Source organism: Streptomyces sp. 8N706 (assembly GCF_052245415.1).
In the GTDB taxonomy this organism is placed as follows: Bacteria; Actinomycetota; Actinomycetes; order Streptomycetales; family Streptomycetaceae; genus Streptomyces.
The window spans coordinates 41023-65906 of sequence record NZ_JBQQBW010000006.1; the positions used below are offsets into that span (position 1 = coordinate 41023).

General features: G+C 68.0%; 20 protein-coding genes and 3 pseudogenes. 16 read left to right on the forward strand and 7 right to left on the reverse strand.

The window, feature by feature from the left end:
• Nucleotides 1-164: 164 nt before the first annotated feature.
• The 6 genes and pseudogenes from ACTWQE_RS04380 to ACTWQE_RS04405 all read left to right on the forward strand — a co-directional run bounded on the left by ACTWQE_RS04380 (nucleotide 165) and on the right by ACTWQE_RS04405 (nucleotide 9292).
• Nucleotides 165-2285, forward strand: a complete 2121-nt coding sequence (locus ACTWQE_RS04380) for an N-6 DNA methylase (RefSeq protein WP_443327455.1) — start codon at nucleotides 165-167, stop codon at nucleotides 2283-2285.
• Nucleotides 2286-2363: 78 nt separating this feature from the next.
• Nucleotides 2364-4430, forward strand: a complete 2067-nt coding sequence (locus ACTWQE_RS04385; protein ID WP_443327456.1) for a type I restriction-modification system subunit M — start codon at nucleotides 2364-2366, stop codon at nucleotides 4428-4430.
• A 182-nt stretch (nucleotides 4431-4612) separates the two neighbouring features.
• Nucleotides 4613-4945, forward strand: a pseudogene (locus ACTWQE_RS04390) (restriction endonuclease subunit S); the annotation flags it as partial.
• Nucleotides 4946-5323: 378 nt separating this feature from the next.
• Entirely contained in the window at nucleotides 5324-5740 is a 417-nt protein-coding gene (locus tag ACTWQE_RS04395) for a hypothetical protein (RefSeq protein ID WP_443327521.1), read from the forward strand.
• A gap of 7 nt (nucleotides 5741-5747) precedes the next feature.
• Nucleotides 5748-5984, forward strand: a complete 237-nt coding sequence (locus ACTWQE_RS04400) for an AAA family ATPase (RefSeq protein WP_443327457.1) — start codon at nucleotides 5748-5750, stop codon at nucleotides 5982-5984.
• Between the two features lie 101 nt (nucleotides 5985-6085).
• Complete coding sequence (locus ACTWQE_RS04405) at nucleotides 6086-9292, forward strand: type I restriction endonuclease subunit R (RefSeq protein WP_443327458.1); 3207 nt, start codon at nucleotides 6086-6088, stop codon at nucleotides 9290-9292.
• Between the two features lie 44 nt (nucleotides 9293-9336).
• Here the strand turns inward: ACTWQE_RS04405 and ACTWQE_RS04410 are convergent, their stop codons facing one another.
• Entirely contained in the window at nucleotides 9337-9750 is a 414-nt protein-coding gene (locus ACTWQE_RS04410) for an ATP-binding protein (protein ID WP_443327459.1), read from the reverse strand.
• 251 nt (nucleotides 9751-10001) lie between these two features.
• Between ACTWQE_RS04410 and ACTWQE_RS04415 the strand changes: the two genes are divergently transcribed.
• The 3 genes from ACTWQE_RS04415 (at nucleotide 10002) to ACTWQE_RS04425 (ending at nucleotide 12750) form a co-directional block, all read left to right on the forward strand.
• Nucleotides 10002-10850 (forward strand): helix-turn-helix domain-containing protein, encoded by an 849-nt coding sequence (locus tag ACTWQE_RS04415; protein WP_443327460.1) that lies wholly within the window; start codon nucleotides 10002-10004, stop codon nucleotides 10848-10850.
• 9 nt (nucleotides 10851-10859) lie between these two features.
• Nucleotides 10860-11051: a hypothetical protein gene (locus tag ACTWQE_RS04420; RefSeq protein WP_404748153.1), complete on the forward strand. Its 192-nt coding sequence runs from the start codon at nucleotides 10860-10862 to the stop codon at nucleotides 11049-11051.
• Between the two features lie 82 nt (nucleotides 11052-11133).
• A complete protein-coding gene (locus tag ACTWQE_RS04425; protein ID WP_443327461.1) occupies nucleotides 11134-12750 on the forward strand; it encodes a protein kinase domain-containing protein in 1617 nt (538 codons plus the stop codon).
• 27 nt (nucleotides 12751-12777) lie between these two features.
• Here the strand turns inward: ACTWQE_RS04425 and ACTWQE_RS04430 are convergent, their stop codons facing one another.
• On the reverse strand, nucleotides 12778-14883 hold the full coding sequence (locus ACTWQE_RS04430) for an AIPR family protein (RefSeq protein ID WP_443327462.1): 2106 nt from the start codon (nucleotides 14881-14883) through the stop codon (nucleotides 12778-12780).
• A gap of 26 nt (nucleotides 14884-14909) precedes the next feature.
• A complete protein-coding gene (locus tag ACTWQE_RS04435) occupies nucleotides 14910-16274 on the reverse strand; it encodes a hypothetical protein (protein WP_443327463.1) in 1365 nt (454 codons plus the stop codon).
• Nucleotides 16275-16535: 261 nt separating this feature from the next.
• Between ACTWQE_RS04435 and ACTWQE_RS04440 the strand changes: the two genes are divergently transcribed.
• A complete protein-coding gene (locus ACTWQE_RS04440; RefSeq protein WP_443327464.1) occupies nucleotides 16536-17132 on the forward strand; it encodes a hypothetical protein in 597 nt (198 codons plus the stop codon).
• Between the two features lie 70 nt (nucleotides 17133-17202).
• A pseudogene (locus tag ACTWQE_RS04445) lies at nucleotides 17203-17494 on the forward strand (FHA domain-containing protein); the annotation flags it as partial.
• A 792-nt stretch (nucleotides 17495-18286) separates the two neighbouring features.
• On the opposite strand, the gene ACTWQE_RS04450 reads toward ACTWQE_RS04445, so the two are convergent.
• Nucleotides 18287-18583, reverse strand: coding sequence for a hypothetical protein (locus ACTWQE_RS04450; protein WP_443327465.1), 297 nt, complete (start codon nucleotides 18581-18583; stop codon nucleotides 18287-18289).
• 70 nt (nucleotides 18584-18653) lie between these two features.
• Nucleotides 18654-18833 (reverse strand): hypothetical protein, encoded by a 180-nt coding sequence (locus tag ACTWQE_RS04455; RefSeq protein WP_443327466.1) that lies wholly within the window; start codon nucleotides 18831-18833, stop codon nucleotides 18654-18656.
• A gap of 161 nt (nucleotides 18834-18994) precedes the next feature.
• Between ACTWQE_RS04455 and ACTWQE_RS04460 the strand changes: the two genes are divergently transcribed.
• Together ACTWQE_RS04460 and ACTWQE_RS04465 are read left to right on the forward strand one after the other, a co-directional pair.
• Entirely contained in the window at nucleotides 18995-19291 is a 297-nt protein-coding gene (locus ACTWQE_RS04460) for a DUF427 domain-containing protein (protein ID WP_443327467.1), read from the forward strand.
• Entirely contained in the window at nucleotides 19288-19863 is a 576-nt protein-coding gene (locus ACTWQE_RS04465; RefSeq protein WP_443327468.1) for an SRPBCC family protein, read from the forward strand. The genes ACTWQE_RS04460 and ACTWQE_RS04465 overlap by 4 nt, the downstream gene beginning before the upstream one ends.
• A gap of 11 nt (nucleotides 19864-19874) precedes the next feature.
• Here the strand turns inward: ACTWQE_RS04465 and ACTWQE_RS04470 are convergent.
• A pseudogene (locus tag ACTWQE_RS04470) lies at nucleotides 19875-20315 on the reverse strand (DUF3179 domain-containing (seleno)protein); the annotation flags it as partial.
• A gap of 113 nt (nucleotides 20316-20428) precedes the next feature.
• Here ACTWQE_RS04470 and ACTWQE_RS04475 point away from each other — a divergent pair.
• The 3 genes from ACTWQE_RS04475 to ACTWQE_RS04485 all read left to right on the forward strand — a co-directional run bounded on the left by ACTWQE_RS04475 (nucleotide 20429) and on the right by ACTWQE_RS04485 (nucleotide 23627).
• Complete coding sequence (locus ACTWQE_RS04475; RefSeq protein ID WP_443327469.1) at nucleotides 20429-20857, forward strand: MauE/DoxX family redox-associated membrane protein; 429 nt, start codon at nucleotides 20429-20431, stop codon at nucleotides 20855-20857.
• 371 nt (nucleotides 20858-21228) lie between these two features.
• Nucleotides 21229-22830, forward strand: a complete 1602-nt coding sequence (locus ACTWQE_RS04480) for a radical SAM protein (RefSeq protein WP_443327470.1) — start codon at nucleotides 21229-21231, stop codon at nucleotides 22828-22830.
• Nucleotides 22827-23627: a class I SAM-dependent methyltransferase gene (locus ACTWQE_RS04485; RefSeq protein ID WP_443327471.1), complete on the forward strand. Its 801-nt coding sequence runs from the start codon at nucleotides 22827-22829 to the stop codon at nucleotides 23625-23627. The genes ACTWQE_RS04480 and ACTWQE_RS04485 overlap by 4 nt, the downstream gene beginning before the upstream one ends.
• Nucleotides 23628-23821: 194 nt before the next feature.
• On the opposite strand, the gene ACTWQE_RS04490 is transcribed toward ACTWQE_RS04485, so the two are convergent.
• A complete protein-coding gene (locus ACTWQE_RS04490; protein WP_443327472.1) occupies nucleotides 23822-24577 on the reverse strand; it encodes a DUF5134 domain-containing protein in 756 nt (251 codons plus the stop codon).
• Nucleotides 24578-24884 lie beyond the last annotated feature (307 nt).

Sequence of the window (24884 nt, forward strand, 5' to 3'; positions counted from 1 at the left end):
CGGGGAAGCCGGGGCGCCAACTGAAAGCACAACCAGTAGAGCGGCAACTGAAAGCACTGTCAAATGAAGATTGAAAGCGCCGTCAAACAGTTCACATCGGTTAGATGTCGGTATAGAGTGAAGCCGTCCAGCACGCGCGCCCCCACGTCACCCGGCAGGAGCCCATGAACCAGCAGGCCAGTGCCCTCGTGACCGCCGCCGACATCTCGCGGCTAGCCGGAGTCACCCGCGCCACAGTGAGCAACTGGCGTCGTCGGCATCCGGACTTCCCCGCCCCTGCGGGAGGCACGGACACCAGCCCGACCTACGACCTCGACGCCGTACGCGCCTGGCTCTCCGCCCGTGGCCAACTCCCCGAGGACACACCGGCGGACCGGCTTCGCACCGCGCTACGCACCCACCCCGGCGACGGCGAACTGGCCCTGCGCCTGCTCCCTGTGGTGCTCGAGGCTGCCCGGCTGGACAGGAGAGAGCGCGAAGCCCTTCCCGAACTGCGTGACGACGCACTGCTGCGATGGGTCCGGTCAGCTGCGGACGACGGAGCCCAGGACATCCCGGGAACCGAGGACGCCGCATACGCCCCCGAGGCGGCCGGGCCGCTGAGGGCTTTGTTTCAGTGCGTCGTCACGGATGGCGCCGAGGCTGCGACGGATGTCCTGGCCGAACGCCTGCTGGAGGACACGGGGGGCACCGGCACCTACCTCACGCCGCGCCCCTTGGCCGACCTCATGGCCCGACTCCTGGCCGACAGCGCGGGTGCTTCCCCCGCGAGCGTTCTCGACCCCGCGTGCGGTACCGGATCGCTGCTTGCCGCGGCGGCAACCGCGGGCGCGAGCGAACTGCACGGCCAGGACGTGCTGGTCGCCCAGGCCGCCCAGGCCGCCGTGCGGCTCCGGCTGAACGCCCCCGAGGCGGCGATCTCCGTACGTACGGGGGACAGTCTGCGCTCCGACGCCTTCAAGGGCCTCACCGCGGACGCCGTCCTGTGCAATCCCCCGTACGGAGTCCGTGATTGGGGGCACGACGATCTGGCGTACGACCAACGCTGGGCCTACGGCGTGCCTCCCAAGGGCGAGCCCGAACTCGCCTGGGTCCAGCACTGCCTGGCCCACCTCACCCCCCGCGGCCGTGCCGTACTGCTCATGCCCCCCGCCGTGGCAGAGCGCACCGCCGGCCGGCGTATCCGGGCTCAGCTCGTACGCGACGGAGCCCTCCGCGCGGTCGTCTCGCTTCCCCAGGGCGCGGCAACCCCGCTCCACATCGGCCTGCACCTGTGGGTACTCGAACGGCCCGATCCGCAGGCTGAAGCCCCGGGTACGGTCCTGCTCGTCGATACCGCCGCCGAGATCCGAGATCTCGACTGGGACGCCGTCAACGACACCGTGCTCTCGGCGTGGCGGCCCTACCTCGCCGACCAGGACGGCTTCACGGGAGCCCCGGGCATCGCCGCCGCCATGCCGGTCACCGACCTCCTGGACGAGGCCGTGGACCTGACCCCGGCCCGCCACATCCGAACGGCTTCCAGGCAAGCCCTCCGCCCCGCCCTGCTGGCCCGGCAGGCATCGGAGCTGTATGACCAACTCCGTGAAGAGGCAACAGACCTGGTCGGCCTCAGCACCGACGGCGACTGGCCGCCGGCCGACGACCGGCCCCGCGACTGGCGCACCGCAACAGTTGCGGACCTTCTGCGCGGCGGTGCTCTCAGTCTTCTCCACACCGCGCCCCCGGGCCGCCGGACCCGTAGCGGCCAACCGCAGCCTCGGCCCGAACCAGAACCCGGCGCACGACCGGCGCTCACGGCTGCCGACGTCTTCGAAAACCGGCCTGCCTCCGGAACGGAAGCGGACCTTCCCACCGGCGTCGCCCTCCCCCTGGTCCAGGCAAGTGACGTGCTGCTCACGGAGATCCTCCGCGTGGGACGCACGGCCGTGGCCCGGGTCGTCGAGCCGGGCGAGACAGGCTGCTTCCTAGGGCCTCACCTACTACTCTTCCGCCCGGACCGGCGCCGGCTCGACCCGTGGTTCCTCGCCGGGTTCCTCGCGGCGGAGCCGAATGTCAACGCCGCCGCCACCGGCACATCCCTCGTCCGGGTGGACCCGCGACGCCTACGCGTTCCCTTGCTCCCGCTCGCCGAGCAGCAGCGCTACGGCGCCGCCTTCCGCCGCCTTCACGAACTGCGCACTGCCGCCCGCCGTGCCGACCGGGCCGCCGAGGAGGTCACACGTCTCCTCGGCACCGGACTCACCGGCGGCGCCCTGTTGCCGGACGGTCACGGATCGGCGTGAAACCTGCGGCCCGGCACCGCGAACGGCAAGACTTGACGTCGCCGTCCCGCTGGGACGGCGAACACCGGAAGGACTCTGTTGAACAGCAGTAAGCACACGGAACTGGCGAACCACGCGTGGGCGGTCGCCGATCTCCTGCGCGGCGACTACAAGCAGTCCGACTACGGCAAGGTGATCCTGCCGTTCACCGTGCTGCGGCGCCTGGAGTGTGTCCTCGCTCCGACCAAGGACAAGGTCCTGGAAGTCGCCGCCCGCTACCAGGACCAGGACATCAACCCCGACCGCTTCCTGCGCAAGGCGTCCGGCCACAGCTTCTACAACACCAGCACCTACACACTGAAGGCCATCGGGGGCGACCCCTCGCACGCGGCGAAGTACCTCAACGAGTACTACGGCGCCTTCTCCCCCAACGCGCGGGAAGTCCTGGAGCGGTACGACTTCGCCCAGCAGATCAAGCGGCTGGACGCGGCTAACCTGCTGTACCAGGTGGTCGGACGGTTCGCCGACCTCGACCTGCGGCCGGTGAAGAGGGACGAAGACGGCAATCTCGTGCTCGGCGAGGACGGCAAGCCGGTCGAGATCGTCACCAACCACCAGATGGGCTACACCTTCGAGGAGCTGATCCGGCGCTTCGCCGAGCAGTCCAACGAGACGGCCGGTGAGCACTTCACGCCGCGGGAAGTCATCCGGCTGATGGTCAACTTGCTCGTCGCACCGGACAGCGACGCGCTTGCCCTCCCCGGCACGGTTCGCACGGTCATGGACCCGGCCTGCGGGACCGGCGGCATGCTCAGCGCGGCCGAGGAGCACATCACGGCCCTCAACCCGGACGCCACGGTCAAGGTCTTCGGCCAGGAACTCAACGCCGAGTCCTGGGCCATCTGCCGGTCGGACATGATGATCAAGGGTCAGGACCCGGAGAACATCAAGTTCGGCAACTCGTTCAGCGACGACGGCCACGCCGGAGCCACCTTCGACTATCTGCTGGCCAACCCGCCGTTCGGCGTGGAGTGGAAGAAGGTCAAGGACGCGGTCGAGGAGGAGCACGAACGCCTCGGTGAGAGCGGGCGGTTCGGGGCCGGACTACCGCGCATCAACGACGGCTCGCTGCTCTTCCTCCAGCACATGATCTCGAAGATGAAGCCGGTGGACGCCGCGGGGTCGGGCGGCAGCCGGATCGCGATCGTCTTCAACGGCTCCCCGCTGTTCACGGGGGCGGCGGAGTCGGGTGAGTCCAGGATCCGGCAGTGGATCCTGGAGAACGACTGGCTGGAGGGCATCGTCGCCCTCCCCGACCAACTCTTCTACAACACCGGCATCTCCACGTACTTCTGGGTGCTCAGCAACCGCAAGGCCAGGGACCGGCGCGGCAAAGTCGTCCTGCTGGACGCGCGCGACTACTGGCGCAAGATGCGGAAGTCGCTCGGCGACAAGCGCAAGGAATTGGGCGAGCAGCACATCTCCGAGATCACGCGGCTCTACACGGAGGCGCTGGCTGTCGTTGACGCGGCGGAGAAAGGCGGCGGCCACGACCTGGCCGACCAGGCCGGGAAGATCAAGGTCTTCCGTAACGAGGACTTCGGGTATCACCGGATCACCGTCGAACGGCCGTTGAAGCTCCGCTTCGAGGTGACGGAGGAGACGCTGACGGCAATCACCGCGTCCAAGCCGATCACACGGGCCACGAACGTCGAGGAGTTCGCGGAGGCGCTGCGCCCGCTGGTCGGCAAGTCCTGGACGACGAAGTCCGACGCGTGGATCGACCTGAAGGACGCGGTCGTCGCGGCCGGCCTGATGTGGCCGTCGGGCGCGCCGTTCGGCAAGGCCCTGCGGGAGGCGGTCGGCGTTCGAGACCCGGAAGGCGAGGTTCAGCGCATCAAGGGCCAGCCGGAACCGGACCCTGAGCTGCGGGACTACGAGAACGTGCCGCTGGAGGAGGACGTGGAGGAGTACCTGCGGCGGGAGGTTCTGCCGCACGTTCCGGACGCGTGGATCGACCACAGCAAGACGAAGATCGGATACGAGATCCCGTTCACGCGGCATTTCTACGTGTACAAGCCGCCGCGGCCGTTGGAGGAGATCGACGCAGAGCTGAAGGCGCTTGAGGGCGAGATTCAGGCGCTGCTGGGGGAGGTCACGGAATGAGCAACAGGGCACCTTACGCCTACCCGCAGTTTCCGCTTCGGCGTTTCGTCCACGAGATGACCGATGGGCCCTTCGGAAGTTCTCTGACGAGTAGCCATTATTCTGATGAAGGCGCACGTGTCATTCGCCTCGGAAATATTGGATCGGCTCACTTCAGGAACTCCGATGCAGCGTTCATCCCGATGGACTACTTTCACGAGTTGCGACGCCATGAAGTCAAGGCTGGAGATTTGCTCATTGCAGGGCTCGGCGATGAACGACATCCCGTCGGGCGTGCCTGTATTGCACCAGACTACCTAGGGCCCGCCATCGTTAAGGCGGATTGCTACAGAGTTCGACTCGATGAGAACCGACTCACGCATCGGTTCGCTGCATGGGCACTCGGATCTTCAACCGTCGCAGACCAAGTTTCAGCCTCGACCCGAGGGTCGACGCGGTCCCGGATCAATCTGGAGGTAGCACGCGAAATCTGTCTTCCCGTGCCGCCCGTGGACGAGCAGCGTCGCATCGCCGACTTCCTCGACGCCGAGACTGCCCGCATGGACAAAATGATTACAACTGCTCAACGTATGCGTACAGTTCTAAGCGAACGCAGGTCTGCGCACAGGGCACTAACCCTTCGAGGTGGGCACAAACCCGGGGGAAGATACATCCACCCGATGCTTGGCGACTTGCCGGATGAATGGAAGGTGAATCCCCTTAGGCGACTAGTTCCGCGGATCGGCGTAGGGGTGGTAGTTGACCCTTCGTCATATTTCTCAGACGAAGGAGTCCCCTTTCTTCGGGGTGCGAATATCCTCCCGGAGAAGTTTCACCTTGAGGGCGTTAAGCGCATTTCACTACTGGACAGTCGGAAACTTTGGCGTTCCCAGCTATTCGAGGGTGACGTTGTCGTGGTCCGCGCAGGAGACCCAGGCCGAGCGGCAGTCGTAACCGGTGAACTTAACGGCGCCAATTGCGCCTCAGTTCTTGTGCTCAAAAAGGGCGAAGCCCTGCTTCCCGAGTATCTCGCAGCATACTTCAACAGCGCGCTAGGCGCTGCGTATGTCGACTCTGTTCGATACGGTGCAGCCCAGGAACAAATCAACGTATCTCACGTGGTCGACTTCATGGTGCCTGTACCGTCGATTGCTGAACAAAAAGAAATTCTTGCAGAATTGCATCGCTCTGCAGCGCCAGGAGTCGCCATGGAGCGACTGTTGGCAAACCAATCCGCGGTCCTCGCCGAGCGGCGCCAAGCCCTGATCACCGCCGCCGTCACGGGCCAGATCGACGTGTCCACCGCCAGCGGACGAGGGATCGAGGAATGATCGCGCCATGAGTCCCGCCGCGCCTCACCGCCCGATGCCGTTCATCACCCGTGTCCGGGTGGACAACTACAAGTCCATCGCTCACTGTGACGTGGCTCTCGGCCGGTTCACCGTGCTGCTCGGGCTGAACGCCGCAGGCAAGTCGAACTTCCTCGATGCCCTGCGCTTCGTTCGCGACGCGCTGGTGAACGGCCCGGCCGCGACGGGGTGCGGTACCGCCCCCGCGTGGACCAGGCGGCACTGACCCAAGACATGGATCTCGGCCTTGCCCGCGCTAACTCATCCTCGTTCGACAAGTTCTGCCGCACCTACCTGATCACCGGAAAGCGGGGGGAATAGCCGCTCATGCCCGTCCACGACGAAGCAGCCTTCGGGAACGCCATAGTCGCCGCCTTGCTGGAGCGCGGTTGGTGTGAAGGAAGCCGACAGGACTACCGCCCCCAACTCGGCCTGGACACCGCCCAGCTCTTCGAGTTCATCGGCAAGACCCAAGCCGACGACTGGGCCGAGCTGATCGCCCTCTACGGCGGGGATCCCAACACCGCCCAGGCCGGGTTCGCCAAGCGCGTGGACCAGGCGATCGGAACCGACGGCGTGCTGGATGTGCTCCGCAAGGGCGTGAAGGACCACGGTGTCCTGATCAGGCTCGCGTACTTCAAGCCGTCGCTCGTCGCCTCGGACGCTGTCCTGGACGACTACCGAGCGAACCGGCTGACCTTCGTCAAGGAGCTGGAGTACGCCGCCAAGCAGGCGGACAAGGGCAAGCGACTCGACCTCACCCTCTTCCTTAACGGGATCCCGCTGGCGACCGCCGAGTTGAAGAACGCCCTCACGCGCCAGGGCGTGGAGGCCGCCAAGGACCAGTACCGCATGGAACGCGACCCCACCGAGCTGATCTTCACGCGGCGTGTGATCGCGAACTTCGCCATCGACACAGACCTGGTGTTCGTCGCGCCGGAGCTGCGCGGCAAGCCGACGCGGTTCCTGCCGTTCAACACCGGGTCGGAGGGCCCGGGGAAGCCCGGCGGTGCGGGGAATCCGGCGCCCACCGTCCCCGGGACGTACGCGACCTCGTACCTCTGGGAGCAGATCTGGGAGCGGGACACCTGGCTTGACCTGATCGAGCGGTTCGTACACCTCAGCAAGGAGAAGGGCCCGGACGGGCGGACGCGGAAGAAGCTGATCTTCCCGCGCTACCACCAGTGGGACATCGTCAAGAAGCTCGCCGACCATGCGGCCCGCCACGGCGCCGGTCACAACTACCTCGGCATGGCCTCCGCCGGCTCCGGCAAGTCGAACACCATCGGATGGCTGGCGCACCGCCTGTCGTCGCTGCACACGCCCACCGACCCCGCCGAGATCGATCCCGATGCGCTGGCCGCCGGGCTCAAGCCGGGCGCGCCCGTCTTCGACAAGGTCGTGATCATCACCGACCGCCGCAATCTCGACGCCCAGCTCCGGGAGACCGTCGGCAGTTTCGAGAAGACCGCCGGTCTGGTGGTGAAGATCGACGAGAAGCACGGCGCGAAGTCCGACCAGCTCGCCAAGGCGCTGTCCCGCGAGACCGGGAAGATCATCACGGTCACGCTGCACACCTTCCCGGCCCTCATCGACTACCTGCGCCGCAACCCCACCGAGATCCAGGGCCACAACTTCGCGATCATCGTGGACGAGGCCCACTCCTCACAGTCCGGCGGCGCGGCCACGGACGTACGCGCGGCGCTGCGTGGCCTGGGCCTGGACTCGGACTCCGACGAGCCCGGGGCCACCGAACAGACAGCAGCGACGGAGACCACCACCGATGCCAAGCTCCGTCGCAAGGCCATCCAGCGCAGCATGGCCTCGAACCTCTCCTACTTCGCGTTCACGGCCACGCCCAAGGCCAAGACGCTCGAACTCTTCGGCGCCCTGGACAGCGTCAACGGCAAGCCGACGTACGTCCCCTTCCACACGTACTCGATGCGTCAGGCCATCGAGGAAGGCTTCATCCTCGATCCCCTGCGCACCTACGTCACGTACGACACGTACTGGAAGCTGGTGAACAAGAACCCGGACGAGCGTGAGGTGGACCCGTCCAAGGCGAATCCGCTGCTCGCCCGGTACGCGCTCACGCACGACTCCACCGTGACGCAGCAGGCGCAGGTGATCGTCGAGCACTTCCGTACGCACACGGCCGGCCGGCTCGGCGGGCGGGCCAAGGCCATGGTGGTGACGGCCTCCCGGCACAGCGCCGTGCAGATGGCCCGCGCGATCAGGAAGTACGTCGACGACCAGGCGTACGCCGACCCCGGCGTCCTGGTCGCGTTCTCCGGGAGCCTGACGTACGACGGCGAGGAGACGACCGAGCCGAAGGAGAACGGCGGCCTCGCGGAGTCCGCTCTGCCGAAGGCGTTCGCGTACACACGCAAGGACGACAAGGCCGTGCGCACCGGCGGGAAGGCGACGCAGCGCGAGTACCGCATCCTGGTCGTCGCCGAGAAATACCAGACCGGCTTCGACCAGCCGCTGCTCACCACGATGTACGTGAACAAGAAGCTCGCGGGCATCAGCGCCGTCCAGACCCTCTCCCGCCTGAACCGCACCGCCGACCGCAAGTCGCAGGCGGACCTGGCCGTACTGGACTTCGTCAACGAAGCCGAGGACATCAAGGAGTCCTTCCGCCCGTACTTCGAGGAGGCGAACACCCTCCCCTCCGACCCCAACCTCCTCTACACCGCGCAGAGCCAGGTCATGCAGCCCGACATCCTCGTCGAAGAGGAGATGCGGGAATTCGCCGATGCCTACCTTGCGGCCGAGGAGAAGGCGGCGGGCTCTGTGGCCCGCTGGGAGAAGCTGCACGCGGAGCTGTACCGGCATCTCGGGCCCGCCGTCGAACGGTTCACCGAGCTGCTGGACCGCAAGGACGAGGCGGGTGACCCGGACGAGGACGCCCAGGAAGCCGCCGAGCAGTTCCGCGCGGACCTCAACGACTACGTACGGAAGTACGGCTTCCTCTCGCAGATCGTGTCCTACCGCGACGCCGACCTCGAATGCCTCTACCTCTACGGCCGCCACCTGCTCAACCGCCTGCCGCGTCGCGGAGACGGCGGCGTGGACATAGGGGACGTCGACCTCAGTCACCTGCGTATCCAGAAGACCGGCCAGCACGACCTCGCACTGACCTCGGAGGGAGCGGCGGAGCTGCGCGGCTTCGGCGAGGGCTCAGGTGGCGCCAAGGAGCAGGAGAAGTCGCTGCTGTCGGAGCTGATCGAGAAGTTCAACGACAAGTTCGGCACCGACTTCACCGATCAGGACGTGATCACGCCGTTCTCCGAGGCGAAGGCCGACCCGAGGGTCCGCGCCGCCGCCGTCAACGACGAGGAGAACTTCGGGCTTGTCTTCGACGAGGTCTTCGAAGACAAGATGGCCGAGCACATCGACACCATCGCCGACATGGGACGCCAGTACTTCAGCCACGACGACAGCTTCAAGCAGTCGCTCAATCAGAGTGCGCGCCGTGCGGCTTGGCGGATGATCCGCCGGGAGGAGAACATCGACGACGAGGCGGCCTGACCCACCTGGTCTTCCGGCCCCTCCCGGCCGACCGCTCCGCCGGGTCAACCGCCCTGGTGGAAAGGGAGGCCCGCGATCACGGAGGTTCCGCGCGTGGGGCGCGGCCGGACGGTCCAGGCGGTGGCGAGGCTGTCGACGAGGATCAGACCCCGACCGCACTCGGAGTCCGTGTCCGGGTGGGCCAGTGCTGGCTTACCCGTACCCGGGTCGGAAACGGCGAGCCAGTAGTGTCCGTCGGCGGGCCACAGGACGAGTTCGATGAAGTCCTCGTCCGCCCAGCAGGCGCCGTGACGGATGCCGTTGGTGACCAGCTCGGAGGTCAGCAGGCCGAGGTCGTCGCCGAGGTGGGGACGAAGGACCTGCGGCAACGACTCGGCGACGGCGTGGCGGGCCCGCCGTACGGAGGCGGGGCGGGCGGGGAAGCGCCAGTGGACGGGTACGAGGGGGATCTCGGGCATGGCGAACTCCACGGCTGTGTGAGGGGGTTGGGATCGCCGGTGGCCTACCGCCCTGGCCGCGAGTGCACCCGTCCAGGGCAGGCGGGCATGCTCACGCGGTGCGCTTCCGGCATTGCGGTGTGTAACTCGCGGGATACTGACAGTAGAGCAAGTGGTGGTAAATTTTCCACGCTCTCAAGAGAATTCACCACGGAAAGGTAAGGCGGCCTCCGAGTGTGACCGAGCGGCCCCAACCGGACGGAAGGAACCCCATGCCCCCGAGGACGACCCCTACGGAACGGCAGAAGCGACTCGGAAGTGAGCTGCGGCGCATCCGTACTGTGGCAGGCATGTCCGCAGAGTTCGCGGCGGGTCTACTGGGTGTGGACCGAGGCAAGATCTCCAACATCGAGTCAGGAGTCCGGGGCATCAACGCCGACCGCCTGCGCACACTGGCCTGCAACTGCGATGTGACCGATGAGGCATACGTCGAGGCGCTCGTCGAGATGGCCCAGGTGAGTACAGGCTGGTGGGAGCGCTATCGAGGCATCCTGCCCCAAGGCCTGCTGGACATCGCAGAAGCGGAAAGCAACGCTGTACGCATGCGCGGCGCCAACACCGTGCACGTGCCGGGCATGCTCCAGACATCGGAACAGGCGATGGCCATCTTCCGAGCCGCGGTCCCTGCCCTGCCCGAGCACGAGGTTGCCCTACGACTCGCGCTGCGTTCGGAACGCCAGCAGGTGATCACCGGCGACACCGCTATCCCGTACGTCGCTGTCATCCACGAGGCCGCACTGCGGATGCAGTTCGGCGGTACCGACGTGGCCCGTGCCCAGTTGGAGTACCTGCTTGAGGTCTCCGAGCGAGACAACGTCACCGTGCTCGTCCTCCCCTTCACCCACGGTGCCTTCCCTGGAGCCGGGCAGACCGTCGTCTACACCGCAGGACCCGTACCGCAGCTCGATACAGTGCAGGTGGACAGCTCCCACGGACCCGCCTTCCTCCACGCCGAGGGGCAGTTGGCGAAATACCGGGCACAACTCGATCTGTTGGAAGGTCTGGCACTGCCGCCAGAGCAGTCCCGAGACTTCATTCGTGAGCTCGCACGCCAACTGTGAGGAGCACCAGTGCCCGACATCACCTGGGAAAACCCCTTCTGTGCCGAGGGCAGCTCCTGCTTCCGCCTCGGCACCGACGCCGACGGGAACGGCTACATAGCCGTGGCCGGCCAAGAGGACCACTACCTCACCGACTCCCTCGAAGCCCTGCGTACCCTCATCACCGACATCAAGGCCGGCAAAGCCGACCACCTGCTGTAGGGCCCACAGCGCGCGCCGCCGCCAGTCGGTACCGTGTACAGCGATCGACTGACGTGGCATCAGGACGACGGGGGCGCAACGCGTGGCGCAGGCAAGGAGAATCGGCGAGCAGGGCCGCTATGAGCTGATCGAGGAGATCGAGTCCGGCGGCATGGGCACGGTCTGGCGCGGCTACGACGCCGTCCTGGACCGGGAGATCGCGGTCAAGCTCATCCGGCCCGACGTCGTCGCGACCCCCGCGCAGGCGAAGGAGTTCACCCACCGCTTCGAGCGCGAGGCGCGCGTCACCGCACGGATCGGGCATCACGGAGTGCCGCAGGTGTTCGACGCGGTATTGAACGAGGCGTCGTACGACCGGCTGTACCTGGTGATGGAGTACGTGCGCGGGATCTCCCTGCGCAGGGTGCTCACGGGCGCGGAGGACGGAGCGGCGGAGGGGCTCCCGGTGAGCTGGGCCGCGTCGATCGCCGCTCAGATCTGCACGGTCCTGTCGTACGCCCACGCCATCCCGGTCGTGCACCGCGACCTGAAGCCCGACAACGTCCTGATCTCCGCGGACGGCACGGTCAAAGTGCTGGACTTCGGCATCGCGAAACTGCTGCGCACGGACGTCACCCGGCTCACGGCCACCGGCAACCGGATCGGTACCAGCCGCTACATGCCGCCCGAGCAGATCGACTGCGCGCAGATCACACCGCTGAGCGACCTCTACGCGCTCGGCTGCGTGCTGCACGAACTCCTTGCCGGTGAGCCGGTCTTCAGCGGCGACAACGACTACCAGCTCATGCACCAACACATGGACGTGCCGCCGACGCCGTTGCGCGCCCTGCGGCCCGAGGTGCCGGAGGACCTGGAGTCGCTGGCCCTGGACTTGCTGGCCAAGGCGCCCGAGCAGCGTCCGGCCGACGCGTACGCGGTGTACGAGCGCCTGTCGCCGCACCTGCCGCAGCCAGGTTCAGCGGCTGACCCCGTGGTCTTCACCGACGGTGGCTCCCCTGCCGCGGTTCCCGACCCGACGGTGGTCTACCGGCAGCCGAACGCACCCCTGCGACGGACCACGACGCCTGCGCCCTCACCCGAGCCGACGGCTCCGGTGCCGGTCCCGGCGCGCGTCGACACCGCGCTGCGGGACGCGATCCGGGATGCCTACGCCCGGTCCGCGGACCTCGCCGAGAGGGGGCGGTTCGCCCAGGCCGCAGACGTCCTCAAGGCGGCGATCGCCACGGCGGCCACCGCCCTCGGCGCGCACAACCCCCGGGTGCTCGGCCTGCGGCGGCAGCGCGCGGCGGTCCTCATGGCGGGCGAGGACTTCCGGCGCGCCTTACCGGAGTTCGACGCGCTGGCCGCCGTCTACGCCCGTACGGCGGGACCGGCCGGCGACAACGCGCTGGAGTGCCGTCGGCACGCCGCCCACTGCCGGGCCAACCTCGGCCAGGCCACCGGCGCCCTGCGGGAGTTCCAGGAAGTCCTGGAGGTCGTGTCCGACACGGATGGAGACGCCTCCGAGACCGCTCTCGACCTGCGCCGCAGCATCGGTGTCCTCCTCTTCTCCGAGGGCCGCCGCAGCGAGGCCGAGGGGGTCCTCGACGCCCTCCACGAGGACATGTGCGTCCTCCTCGGCGAGGACCATGAGGAGACCCGCGAGATCGCCGATCTCCTCGCCCGGCTGCGCGGCCCGGAGGGACAGCGCCCTTACTGACGTCCTGCCGGTGCGGTGCACACACCGTCAGGCCTCGTCCTCGGCCTCTTCGCTGTGGATGCGCTGAGCCAGATCCCACAGGCTCAGGCCATCCGACTGGAACCAGCGAGCCGTTCCCTGGTTGGCCACGGGTCGCTCGTCCCAGTCGGCGTCCGCCCACATCCTCGACACCAGCCCGGACGGCGAGTACTGCTGCTCGTCGTACGCCCACAGGATCGGCTTGGTCCGGTGATTGACCCAGGTCGCCTGGCGTCGGCTTTCGTCTTCGGCAAGCCACTCTTCGATGGCGTCACGCTCGGGCTCGGTCTGAGCCACGTACCGAAGGGGGGATCCGTCCTTGATGACACGGCGGTCGACCAGAAGCGGCACGGTGTTCGGGCGACGCGGCTTGCGTTCCTTCACGGGAGGTGCGGGAACGGCGACGCCATCGGCCAGGTCACCGAGGACATGCTTCGCGAGTTCCCGGCACGTCTCCGCGGTCTGGAAGGCGGTCCTGATCTGGGGACGTGGCCCGTAACGAGTGACGATCTGGTGCGTCAACCGACGCACCAGATCCGGTACGAGGGCGGGAATCTTCTCCAGGACCTCGCTGTCCCAGTCGAAGTCGGGGTCATCGACACTCGTGGCGCCGAGATGCTGAAAGAGCAGGTGGGTGACGAGAAAGCCACCGTGCTCGGTGGTCGCAGCCTCGCGGCTGTTCTGACCACTGCCCAGTTCGTAGACCGCGCTCCGCGCCGCGCGAAGCGTGAGGACTGAGCGCCACACCTTCTGGGGAGAGGGCTCGCGTTTGAACAGCAGGGTGTGGCTGCCCTTGGGGCCCTGCTCCCAGAGGTTCTCCGTCGAACTGGCGGCCCGGGCGGCCTGTTCCACATCCGGGTGCAGGCACGCGAGTGCGAGAGCGAGTTCGTCCAGTGAACAACCAGTCTCGGGCGCGGCGACCGGCTCGCCGCGCTTGATCACGTACTGCTTGCGCAGTTCGGCGCGTAGGTTGGCCTTGATCGCCTGGTGCACGGGTTCGAGCGCGATGTGATCGCGCTGCTCGATGGCGTTCTGCCGGTTCGCCGCCTGCGAGACCTGTACGCCGAATTTCCGGTCCTCATGCGTGTTGATGACCTTGACGCTCAGGGTGGCGTGGGCCGCGGCCTCGCCGTCGTCGTGCATGGCCCTGGCGACAGCCCGTACCGTCTGAGCGCCGTTGACGATGCTCGCCCCCGTCACGGTGAGAGTGGTCGGCCTGCTCTGCGGTGCCTTGGCGCTGTCGTGCTTCGCCGTGAGCGAGTCGCAGATCATGGTGATGCCGTTGTTCAGGTGCCAGAATTTGGTGGGATCGGACGTAAGGGTCTGACCGATCTCCGCATTGGTGACGGTGGTCCCGAGCGGGGCCCGGAGATTCTGCTCGAACAGGCCGGTACCGTGCGTCTCGTACCACTCGGCAACGCTCTCGGCGGAGACCGTGCCCTGATAGGCCTCGAGCGGTCCCTTCTGCTGGTACCAGTCGTCAAGGCGTACATCCAGGCAGATCGGCTCCGGCCGAAGATCCGCATGGATCTGGTCATGGAAGTCTGCGGCGTACAGCACCTCGACGCTCATGCGGGCGCCATGCTTGTTGAACTCGTCGAGAGCGTTGTCGAGAACCTCGCGTGCTGGCGGGGAGGGCTCCACGGTGCCCATCAGCGCGATGACCAGAGTGGCTCTCTTGTTGACGATGAACGGCCTGGCCTCCAGGGCAAGGGCGCCGGCACGCTGGTTGAACTGGTCGTACAGCTCGTTCTCGATCCGGTTCAGGCCGTCCACCATCGCCTTGGCGGCGTCCACGTCGAAAGTCGCCGTACCCTTGTCGCTCCACTTCGCCTGGACGAGCAGAGCCTGCCCGCTCTCCGGCAGGGGGGCGATGGCGTCCAATCCCTGGTCCGCGATGCCGTCCGTGACGAACCGGGCCGCCTCGGCCACACTGCATTGGGCCACGCGTCGTACCGCGAGGGCTGCGAGGGCGCGGGAGAGGAAGCGCTGTTCGTAGTTGCCCCCTCGGAAGTGGGCGATGTCGCTGTCGTCTATCACCCCGTCGAATGTCTCGTGCAGTTGCTCGCGGACCTGCGTTACTTGGCGAGGTGTGTCCGCCCCCGAGGTGGCCATGGATGATTGCCTTCCCACTGGTGGTGTCATGCGATGCCCTGAGCCCGCATCCCGATCCCTGCGCCGTTGCCACGCGGTCGACTGCTGAAGTCGACGACCACCAAGGCGACACCAACCGTTTCGACAGTGGCCTCCACCCAGTCCAAGGCCACTTCGAAGGGCACGTCGCGCGCACCGAACCAGCCGTCGCGCACCAAGCGGGCGAAGTCGGTCGGCACCAGGTGGCGGGTGAGCATGTCGGTGGAAAGACCTGGGAGACCATGCACCGCGGCGGCCGAGACCGCTGCCGCAATCTGGCCGTAGGGGTAGATCGCGCCGGGGCTCGTCCGGTACAGAGCAGCAGTGAAGGGCACCTGCTCGTGAATGCGGAGAAAGAGAGGGTCGTCCAGCAAGCCGTAATCGTCGGCGCTGCGTCGGGCCGGTCTCGGTAGGCGGTGAACACGGCCGAGAAAATCGTCCAGACTGTGCCGGGCATCGGACGACAAGAGCCCGTTCGGGGCAGGACACAGGTAGCGCAGTATGACGAGCGTCCGGGTGTCCACGTGGTAGTAGTAGGCGTCGAGGGAGCCCTCCCCGCCGTCGACCACCCACCGATCGGTTATCGACGTGGCCTCGAAGTCATAGCTTTGGCGGCCTCCGCCGCTCGCGAACGCCTGGACGACGGTCTCACCGACACCGCTGAACCTCTCCGCTGCCCGCCCGCGGATGTCGTCGAGCATCGGCTGAACCGCAGTCCCGGTGAGCCCGCTCAGGAAGCCTGCCCGGGCGGCTGTCCTGTCCCAGCCGCGCACCGGCGCGAAGTCGTTCGGGGTGAACCCGGCTATCTTGGCGAAGAGCAGCAGAGCGTCACGCTCATCGCGCCAGCGGAGCTCCCGGTCGCTCCAGCCTTCGCCGTCGTCGAGCAACGGCAACAGCCTCTGGACTTCCCTCTCGACATCAGGGGAGATGCGCCGGAGATTGGCGAACACGATGTCCGCGCCAACCGTTACAGGACCGCTTTCCGGTAACGACCTGGCGAGTGCGCCGTCCCGCTCGCCGCCGGCGCACCAAAGCCCCGAGAAAGGCACCAGGCCTCGAATCCTTCGTGCACGGGTTACGACGACCTTCCGGTCCCGGTCGGTCTCGTGAGCAGGGCGGACGATGCCCAGCCCCCAGATCCGCTCCGGTTGCTCCCGGCCACCTTCGTCGCCCTGCTGGTCGGCAGGAGCAAGCAGGATCGCGAGGTGTGACTTGACCTCGGGCCACTCACGGCAGGGTTGGGAGTAGGACCTTTCCTTGGTGTGGTCGGCATCGAGCAGACGAAGTAAGTCATTGTCAGGGCGCAGAATCGCCAGCCGCGGCGATCGCGCCGAAGACGGGAAATCTACCCGCCTTGGTTGTGCGAATGCCATCCACTCCCCCGAACCGCCTGCCACCACACCAAGCCAGGCTCAGAGGGATGGTAGCGCGCCAGCTCCAACCTCTGGCTCACGTCCCCAGTTCTCGCCGCTTCGGCCGGCTCCGTTATGTCTTCGCCCAGTTCCTCAAGGACCAAGCCGACGGACTCACCGATTGCCTGGCGCCCGGTCAACGCTGCGCGCAGGTCGCTGTCCCCCGCGTCAAACGGCCGACGCTGTACCTTCGCTACCATGCGGCCTCGAAGGGGGACGGCCGTGAGCGAGCAGCAGGAGGCGCGGAGTGCGCTCCTCGCTGCCCGGTACGCGCGCGCCAACGACGCCGTGACCACCATCGCAGCCCCTCTACTGGCAAGCGGTGGCGTGGCGCTGATCGGCGTCGTCTCCGCGGACGAGGACAAGTTCCGCTGGCCCGGACCGGCCCTGCTGCTGGTGACGCTCGCCACCATCCTGCTCGTCTCGTGCGTGCAGTGGGGCTTCCGCGCACGCCCTTACCTTTACTCGATGGCCGATGTCGAGCAGCAGCACGGCGGCGCCCTAACGGTCGAGCAGCACGAGCGCTATGTGCACCAGCACGCGCTCGACATCGCCCGCTGGCAGCGCACCACCGCCCTGGCCGATGCGAGCTACACCGCAGGCCTCATCGCGCTCGGCCTGGGCGTCGCGCTGGTCCTCGCCCCGCCCACCGGCGGCACGCACGTCGGGTGGCGCTGGACGGCCTTCGCCGCCGTGCTCCTCGCCGTCGCGATGGAGGCTGCCTGGACACTCCTGGAGCGCGGCGACCTCGCCCTGAGGGCCTGGCAGCGGCGTCGACGCCTGCGCCAGGCCCGTGCAGCCAATACGTCCAACGGATAGAAGCGAACTGCTGATGAGTGATCCCCGTGACCAGGAGGAGCCGGACACTCCCCCCAACCCGACTCCTGATGTGGGGCATGGAGTGCCGGAACTCGTCCTGGAATGGAACGGACGGACCTGGACGCTGGATTCGTCCAGGTCGTACACGCTCGGACGTGATCCGCAGGGAGACATCGTGTTCGATGACGCCAGGGTGTCCTGGCGTCACGCCACGATCAGCTGGGGCGGTCGCAGTTGGGTCATCGAGGACCTCGGCAGCACGAACGGCACCTTCGTGCAGGGCCGACGGATTCACCAGAGGGAGATAGGCCCCGGCTCCGCCGTCCATCTGGGCAACGCAACGGAAGGCCCGCTGCTGAACATCCAGGGCTGGGACCAGGCAGAGGCCGCGGCCGGGTTTGGGCCGGCTGGACCTCCTGAGTGGGCTGAGCAGGCCGTTCCCCAGGGTCCCCCACCCAAGCTCGAAGCCACGTCCAGCGGCCACTACTGCGTGCCTGCGAGCGCGCCAGCACCCACTCCACCGCCACAGCGCCTGAGCCCGCCGCCGGCACATGCACAGCCCCTGAGCCCGCCACCGGCACTGAGCCCGGGCCCCGTCTACGGCGCGCCACCGCCACCGCTGGGAACTCGTTCGCGTGTGGGAGGTGCCGGAGAGGCAGATGCCTGCCCCGGGTGCGGCGTGGTCTACCCGCGGATGTGGCAGCGGCTGCGCGGGGCACGTGGCCGCCACGAGGCCGGCTGCCGGCTCGTATCCGTCCCCCTGCGCCATGTTGCCGGCCTGGACATCGCTGATGCCCTGCTACTCCTGGGTGACGGGGAGTCACAGGCCGGCCGGGACGAAACACACTGACCTCGGCGCCAAACTCACCACAGCGAGTCCTGAGGTTTCCGGCCCCCCGGGGGTGTTGCAGCCCGTCGACGCAGCAACCTCCCAGCGCCCCCAGCCCTGGGGTCCCACGCGTTGGCGGTGGCGAAGGGCGTGATGTCATCATCGGCAGGCAAGCCAAGCGGCGACGGAGTTCTTCCCGCATCTCAGCCCACGGACCACGTGCTGACGGCAGCCGGAGACCCTGCCGTGTACGCGCATCTCCTGTCTGCTGTGCCGGTGATCTGAGTGGATGAGCGGGAGCGTGCCCGGCCCGCTGGCCGAGGCTCTACTTCACTCTCTTGGTGCCAGTGATCAGTTTGGTGACGTATTTCTCGCCATCGGCGTACGCGAGGTCGTGGGTGTAGTTCTCGGAGACGTACTGGCGCCGCCCGGTTTCCCTGTCGGTGACCACCACGCGGAACCCCAGGGCGCTGCAGCCACGCCTGAACGGGACCCCGACGCCCATCAGGCCCTCTGCAATGTCGATGGCGAATCGTTCGCGGCTGACCGAGCCGTCCATCGGGGGCTCCGGACGGCGACCGGATCCGATATGGAATGGTCCGATTCGCATGGTGTGGCGCATGATGCCTCCCCGCGGGTACACGTGGAGTTTACGCCTGATCAGGCGTGGGGCTGCTTGCTGACATGTGTCGTCATGCAACACAGCCGCGGTTCGACCGGGGACCATGCATGCCATGCCGGGCCGCCTGAACCTCGTCGGTGATCACCCGCACGCCGTCCCGGGCGGCATCATCCGGTGCCGCCTGCTCCAGGCGCTGCAGCATCGCCTCAACGTCCGGGCAGTCGGGCACCGCGAGCACAATGAGTTCCATGATCTTCCTCTGGGCCGCTACGGCTTCGCCTTGGTACTGGCCACGGTAGATTTCCTCGCCGGACGGAGAACCGCGAGCACGGTCACCGAACCGTGGAGCTGTCGTGCATAGCGTGGCAACACGAGGAAGGTCTCAACCGAGGCACGACGAGGAGCATGGCCATGCTGCGGGCTGTAGGGAACGGCACGGTAATCGCGGAAACCCCGCGCTCCGTGATGGTCGAGGGCAATCACTCTTTCCCGGCCGAGGCGGCGCACCGCCAGTACTTCACCGAGAGTCGCACTCGGTCGTTGTGCTTCTGGAAGGGCCCGGTACTGCACCGTCACCGTCGACGGGCGGACCAACCCGAACGCGGCCTCGTACCACCCGCACCCGAGCCCCTCGCGCGCCGGATCACGAACCGTGTCGCGTTCTGGCAGGGCGTGAGGGTCGAGAGCGAGCCGGAGAACACGCCGTGACCGGCCGTCGTCCGGCCCGGGCGGGGGCCTGGGCGGTGGGGGCCGCAGCCGTTGCCGCCGGTGGCTATGCCGGGCTGGTTTCCGGCGCGCTGCCCGTCGACCTGGGCGTGGGCCGGCGTATCAGGCGGCTCGGGCCGCAGACCGTGGATATCGCGGCTCCCCAGGAGGTCGTGTTCGAGGTGATCGCCCAGCCGTATCTGGGGCGGGCCACCCGTGCCATGCAGGAGAAGGTCCAGGTGCTGGAGCGCGGCAGCGACATGGTGCTCGCTGCCCACTACACGCCCCTGGGCGGCCGGTGGACGGCCGTCACGGTCGAGACGGTCCGCTTCACCCGGCCCGAGCGCATCGACTTCCGTCTGGTGCGGGGGCCGGTACCGCATGTTGTCGAAGCGTTCGTCCTCACCATGCGCGCGTCGGGTACGCGCCTGGTGTACGAGGGGGAGCTGGGCACCGACCTGTGGGCGGTCGGGCAACGCTGGGGGCAGCTGGTGGCCAGGCGCTGGGAGGACACGGTCGCGGCCTCGCTGACGTCGGTCAAGGAGGAGGCCGAACGGCGCGCGGCCCGCCGGTGAGACCACGGCCGACCTCGCGTCCCGAGGGGGCATACCGTCGAGGGAGGAGGTCCGCGCCGAGCAGCAGGTTGAGCGCCCACGGTGGCGTCGACGATCTCGTGCCATACCAGCACCGGCTGCGGGTACGTCCTCACCTCGCCGCGGTGCTCCAGGCCGAAGACCGGGTCGTCGTCGGCGAGGACGTCCGCGTCGCGAGCCAGGACGAACCGGGGCCGGTCGAGGGAGGGGATTCCGTCCTTGCCCGGCCCCGCCGGGGACCGCTGCACCGGCCAGCGCCTCCAGCGACGGATCCTGTGCGGGCTGGACAGTGGGGACCGATTCGGGCGGGCGGTCCGAGACGGCCTGCCAGCCGATGACGCCCCCGCCCACGAGCAGGACGACGACTGCCCGGTCACGCCGGCGCCCTTGATGACCTGCCGCCGGTCCCGCCGGGGCTGCCACTGACCGTCCACCCTGCATCACCTGTAACACGGTTCCCACACTCCCGATGGTCCAGCGCAGCGGATGCCCGTTCGGTGAGCGCGCTTACCGTTCTCGGCTCCCACCCCGGCCTACCGTTCAGAGCATGGTGCTGCGGGTCGTGCTGGGTGCGGTGTACACGGCGATGGCGGTCGGCCAGCTCGCCTCCTTCGGGCACATGTCCGGGATTCTGGCCGCATACAGGCTGGTGACCGGCGGTGCCGCGACCGCGCTGGCCGTGGCACTCATAGCGGGCGAGCTGGTGTGCGGGGGCTGGTTCCTGGCCCGCCCGCGGTCGCGGGCGATCGTGCCGGTGTGGGTGTTCACGGCCGTCGCGGTGGTGTGGGCATTGCTGGCCGTGCAGGCGTACGCGCGCGGGCTCGCGGTGGCCAACTGCGGCTGCTTCGGGATCTACCTGCCCCAGCGGCTGAGCTGGTTCGTACTCGTCCAGGACGCACTCCTGCTGCTCTACTCGGGGCTGCTTCTGCGCGGGGCCCGCACTGCCCTGCCGCAACTGCCGAGTGCCCGGACGTGAGGGAGGAGGCCGATGCCTGATGCCCGGATCCCGCAAACCCTTCGGCTGCGCGGCATGCCGGCCGCAATCGGCAGACCGCTGCTGATAGTGCTGTCCTGCGCGGGCCCACTGCTCGTCGCCGGCGGCACGGCCGTCGCCGTCGGCGCTGAGCGGCGCAATCCCGTTGATCGCCGTCGGTGCGGTGATGGGACTCGCCGCTGTCGCCCGCACCCCGCGCTACCGGTCCCGCCGTGGAGCCGGGCCGGAGGCCTGCTGCCCGTCCGTCACCCCACCATCCGACGCGGCCGGCCGAGGCAGACGCCGCAGCAGGACGCAGCACCGCCCGGGACGGGCGTGTGACCCAGACCGCTATGCGAGTGGAGGAGCCCCGGATGACCCAAGCACCCGCGCCCCGGCGCAAAGTGGACCGCGACGAGGTGTTCGTGGAGTTCACCAAGTCGATCTGCCCGATGTGCAAGACGCCCGTCGACGCACAGGTCAACATCCGTGGGAACAAGGTGTTCCTGCGGAAACGCTGTCGCGAGCACGGTGAGTTCGAGGCTCTTGTCTACGGGGACGCGGAGGAGTACCTGTCGTCCTCTCGGTTCAACAAGCCCGGCACCATCCCGCTGGTCTTCCAGACCGAGGTCAAGGACGGCTGCCCGAGCGACTGCGGGCTGTGCCCCGAGCACAAGCAGCACGCCTGCCTCGGCATCATCGAGGTCAACACCGGCTGCAATCTCGACTGCCCGATCTGCTTCGCCGACTCCGGCCACCAACCCGACGGCTACTCCGTCACCCACGCCCAGTGCGAGCGGATGCTCGACGCCTTCGTGGCCTCCGAGGGCGAGGCGGAGGTGGTGATGTTCTCCGGCGGAGAGCCCACCATCCACAAGCACATCCTCGACTTCATCGATCTCGCCCAGCAGCGCCCCATCAAGAACGTCAATCTCAACACCAACGGCATCCGCCTCGCCTCTGACAAGCGGTTCGTCGCCGAGCTCCGCAAACGCAACCAGATCCCCGGCAGGTCGGTGAACATCTATCTCCAGTTCGACGGCTTCGACGAGCGCACCCACCGCGAGATCCGGGGCCGCGACCTGCGCACTTTCAAGCAGCGGGCGCTGGACAACTGCGCCGAGGCCGGGCTGACCGTCACCCTCGTCGCCGCCGTCGAGCGCGGCCTGAACGAGCACGAACTCGGCGACATCATCGAGTACGGCATCGACCACCCCGCCGTGCGCTCCGTGGCCTTCCAACCCGTCACCCACTCCGGCCGCCACGTGGAGTTCGATCCGCTGAACCGGCTCACCAACCCCGACGTCATCCGGCTCATCAACGCCCAGCGCCCGCAATGGTTCCAGAAGGGCGACTTCTTCCCCGTCCCCTGCTGCTTCCCCACCTGCCGCTCCATCACCTACCTCCTGGTCGACGGTGAGGCAGGCAACCGAACCGTTGTGCCCATCCCACGTCTGCTGCAGGTCGAGGACTACCTCGACTACGTCACCAACCGCGTCATGCCCGATACGGGCATCCGCGAGGCACTGGAGAAACTCTGGTCCGCCTCCGCATTCATGGGCACGGAGACGACCGAAGAGAAACTGCGCGCCACCGCCGAGGCCCTGGACTGCGCTGGGGGCACCTCCCGTGCCGGAGGCTACGGGGGAGCCTGCGGCATCGACCTCCCGCAGGCGGTGAAGGACCTCAACGACAAGGCGTTCATGATCGTGGTCCAGGACTTCCAAGACCCCTACACCCTCAACGTCAAACAGCTGATGAAGTGCTGCGTCGAGGAGATCACCCCCGACGGACGCCTCATCCCCTTCTGCGCCTACAACTCCGTCGGCTACCGCGAACAGGTCCGCGCCCGGATGTCAGGCGTACCCGTCGCCCAGGTCGTACCCAACGCCCTGCCCCTCGCCGGCCGCCTCGCCACGACTCCGTACGGATCCAAGACCGCACACGCCGCGACCGGACAGGAGCCCACCCCATGACACAGCCGCCCGCCGGTGAGGAGATGAAGGCGTGCTGTGCCGCCGCGTACTCCTCCGACGTCGTCACTCTGCTGCTGGGCGACTCCTACCACCCCGGCGGCACCGCCCTCACCCGCCGCCTCGCGGACGCCCTCACCCTCGGCCCGGGTGAGCGTGTGCTCGATGTCGCCTCCGGCCGGGGCACCACCGCCCTGCTCCTCGCCGACACCTACGACGCCCACGTGGACGGGGTGGACTACTCCGCCGCCAACGCCGCCCTCGCACAAGGCGCAGCCCAAGCGGCCGGGCTGGCCGGAAAGGCCCGCTTCACCACCGGAGACGCCGAACAACTCCCATACCCGGACGGTGTCTTCGGCGCGGTGGTGTGCGAGTGCGCGCTGTGTACCTTCCCCGACAAAGCGCAGGCCGCAGCCGAATTCGCTCGCGTCCTGCGACCTGGCGGCCGACTCGGCATCACCGACGTCACCGCCGCCCCCGGCCGGCTTCCGCCCGAACTCACCACCCTGGGCGCCCGGATCGCCTGTATCGCCGACGCCCAGCCGCTTCAGGAGTACGCGCGCATCCTGTCCGGTGCCGGCCTGCGCACCGTCACGACGGAACGCCACGACCAGGCGATGCTGCGCATGATCGACCAGATCGAGGCCCGCCTGAACCTGCTGCGCATGACAGCCCGGGACAAGCTCACCACCGCCGGCGTCGACCTCGACGCCGCCCCGGGGGTCCTCGGCGCAGCCCGTTCAGCAGTCGCCGACGGTGCTCTCGGCTACGCCCTGCTCATCGCAGCAAGGGACCAGTGACAGCCGATCGGGACTACCGCCCGGTAGGTAAGCGCGCTGCCTGCCCTGTGCGGCGTCATCAGTCGCGGGTGCGATTGCCTACGCCGCAGCCGCGATCTCTCTGGCACCGGGCCTGGCAGGCGGGCCGGTGCTCGCGGTCCTCGATGGCCCGCTCGACGCCGAGTGCCATGGCCGATCACCGCACGCAACGGCCGTCATGCAGCCATCATCAGCAGCATGGTCGCCATGGAACCGCCCATGCCGACGTGCCCTGCGAGGGCGGCGTTGGGCGCGGACAGTCCCACGCGGCTCCTGCGGGGCCGACCGTGCCGGGCGCGCTTCCCGCCTGCCGTTGGCACCGGGCGGCTGCCGCCTCGCAAACGGGCCCGCACAGCCGACACCGCGGACACCAGGAAGTACAGAGCGAGCAGGCCGAAGACCGACCGCCATGCCATGACGGCACCTGACGACTCGGCGACTCCCGCTATGGCGTGAGCGCCCATCCCTTCCATCCCCGGCATGTGGTGAAGGGATCCGGTATGGGATCCATGCATGGACCCCATACCGTGCATGCCGTGCGCGGAGGAGGCGGCCAAGGCGAGCGCCGGGCCGGAGGTGGCTCCCGACATGGCTCCGGGCATGGCCAGGGTCATCAGCACCATGGCAGCGCTACCGATGACGTGATGGGCCCCGTGGTGGAGTTGCTTCCAACCGCCCTGGACCGCGCGGTACACGGACAGAGCAACTCCGCCCAGTCCGAATGCCGCGAACACCGCGGCCCACCACACGCCCTGCTCCCCGTACACGCCGGCGGTCGGGGGTGCGGACATGACGGCCATTCCTGCGGCCATGGTTCCCTCGGCGGCCGCCTCGTAGCGCTCCAGGCCGCCCACCGACACCAGCCGGACCAGACTTCCAGCAGCCACTGCGGCGGCTACGACCGCCAACGTCCAGCCCAGCACCAGACCCATCGCCTTGCCACCTCTCGAAAGAACCTCGGCTTTCTCGATCTCGGCGACTCCGCGGCGTCACCGCACGCCGATACCGCTCCGGACGGCGTGGGCGGCGCGGCGGGCTGCGTCACGAGACCCCGGCCTTGCCGACTTCCGCTGTGCCGCTCAGTACGTACGAGATGCGGGGTTGACTCATGCGGATCCCGTTCCGCGGAGGCGACCGCTTGGTGGACCGCCGCGGACCCTGGTGCTCGCTCCCGGAGGGCAGCGTCCGCCACCCGTGGCGGCGGCCTGCTGGCGGGACCCGGTGGGTGGGGTTAACGTA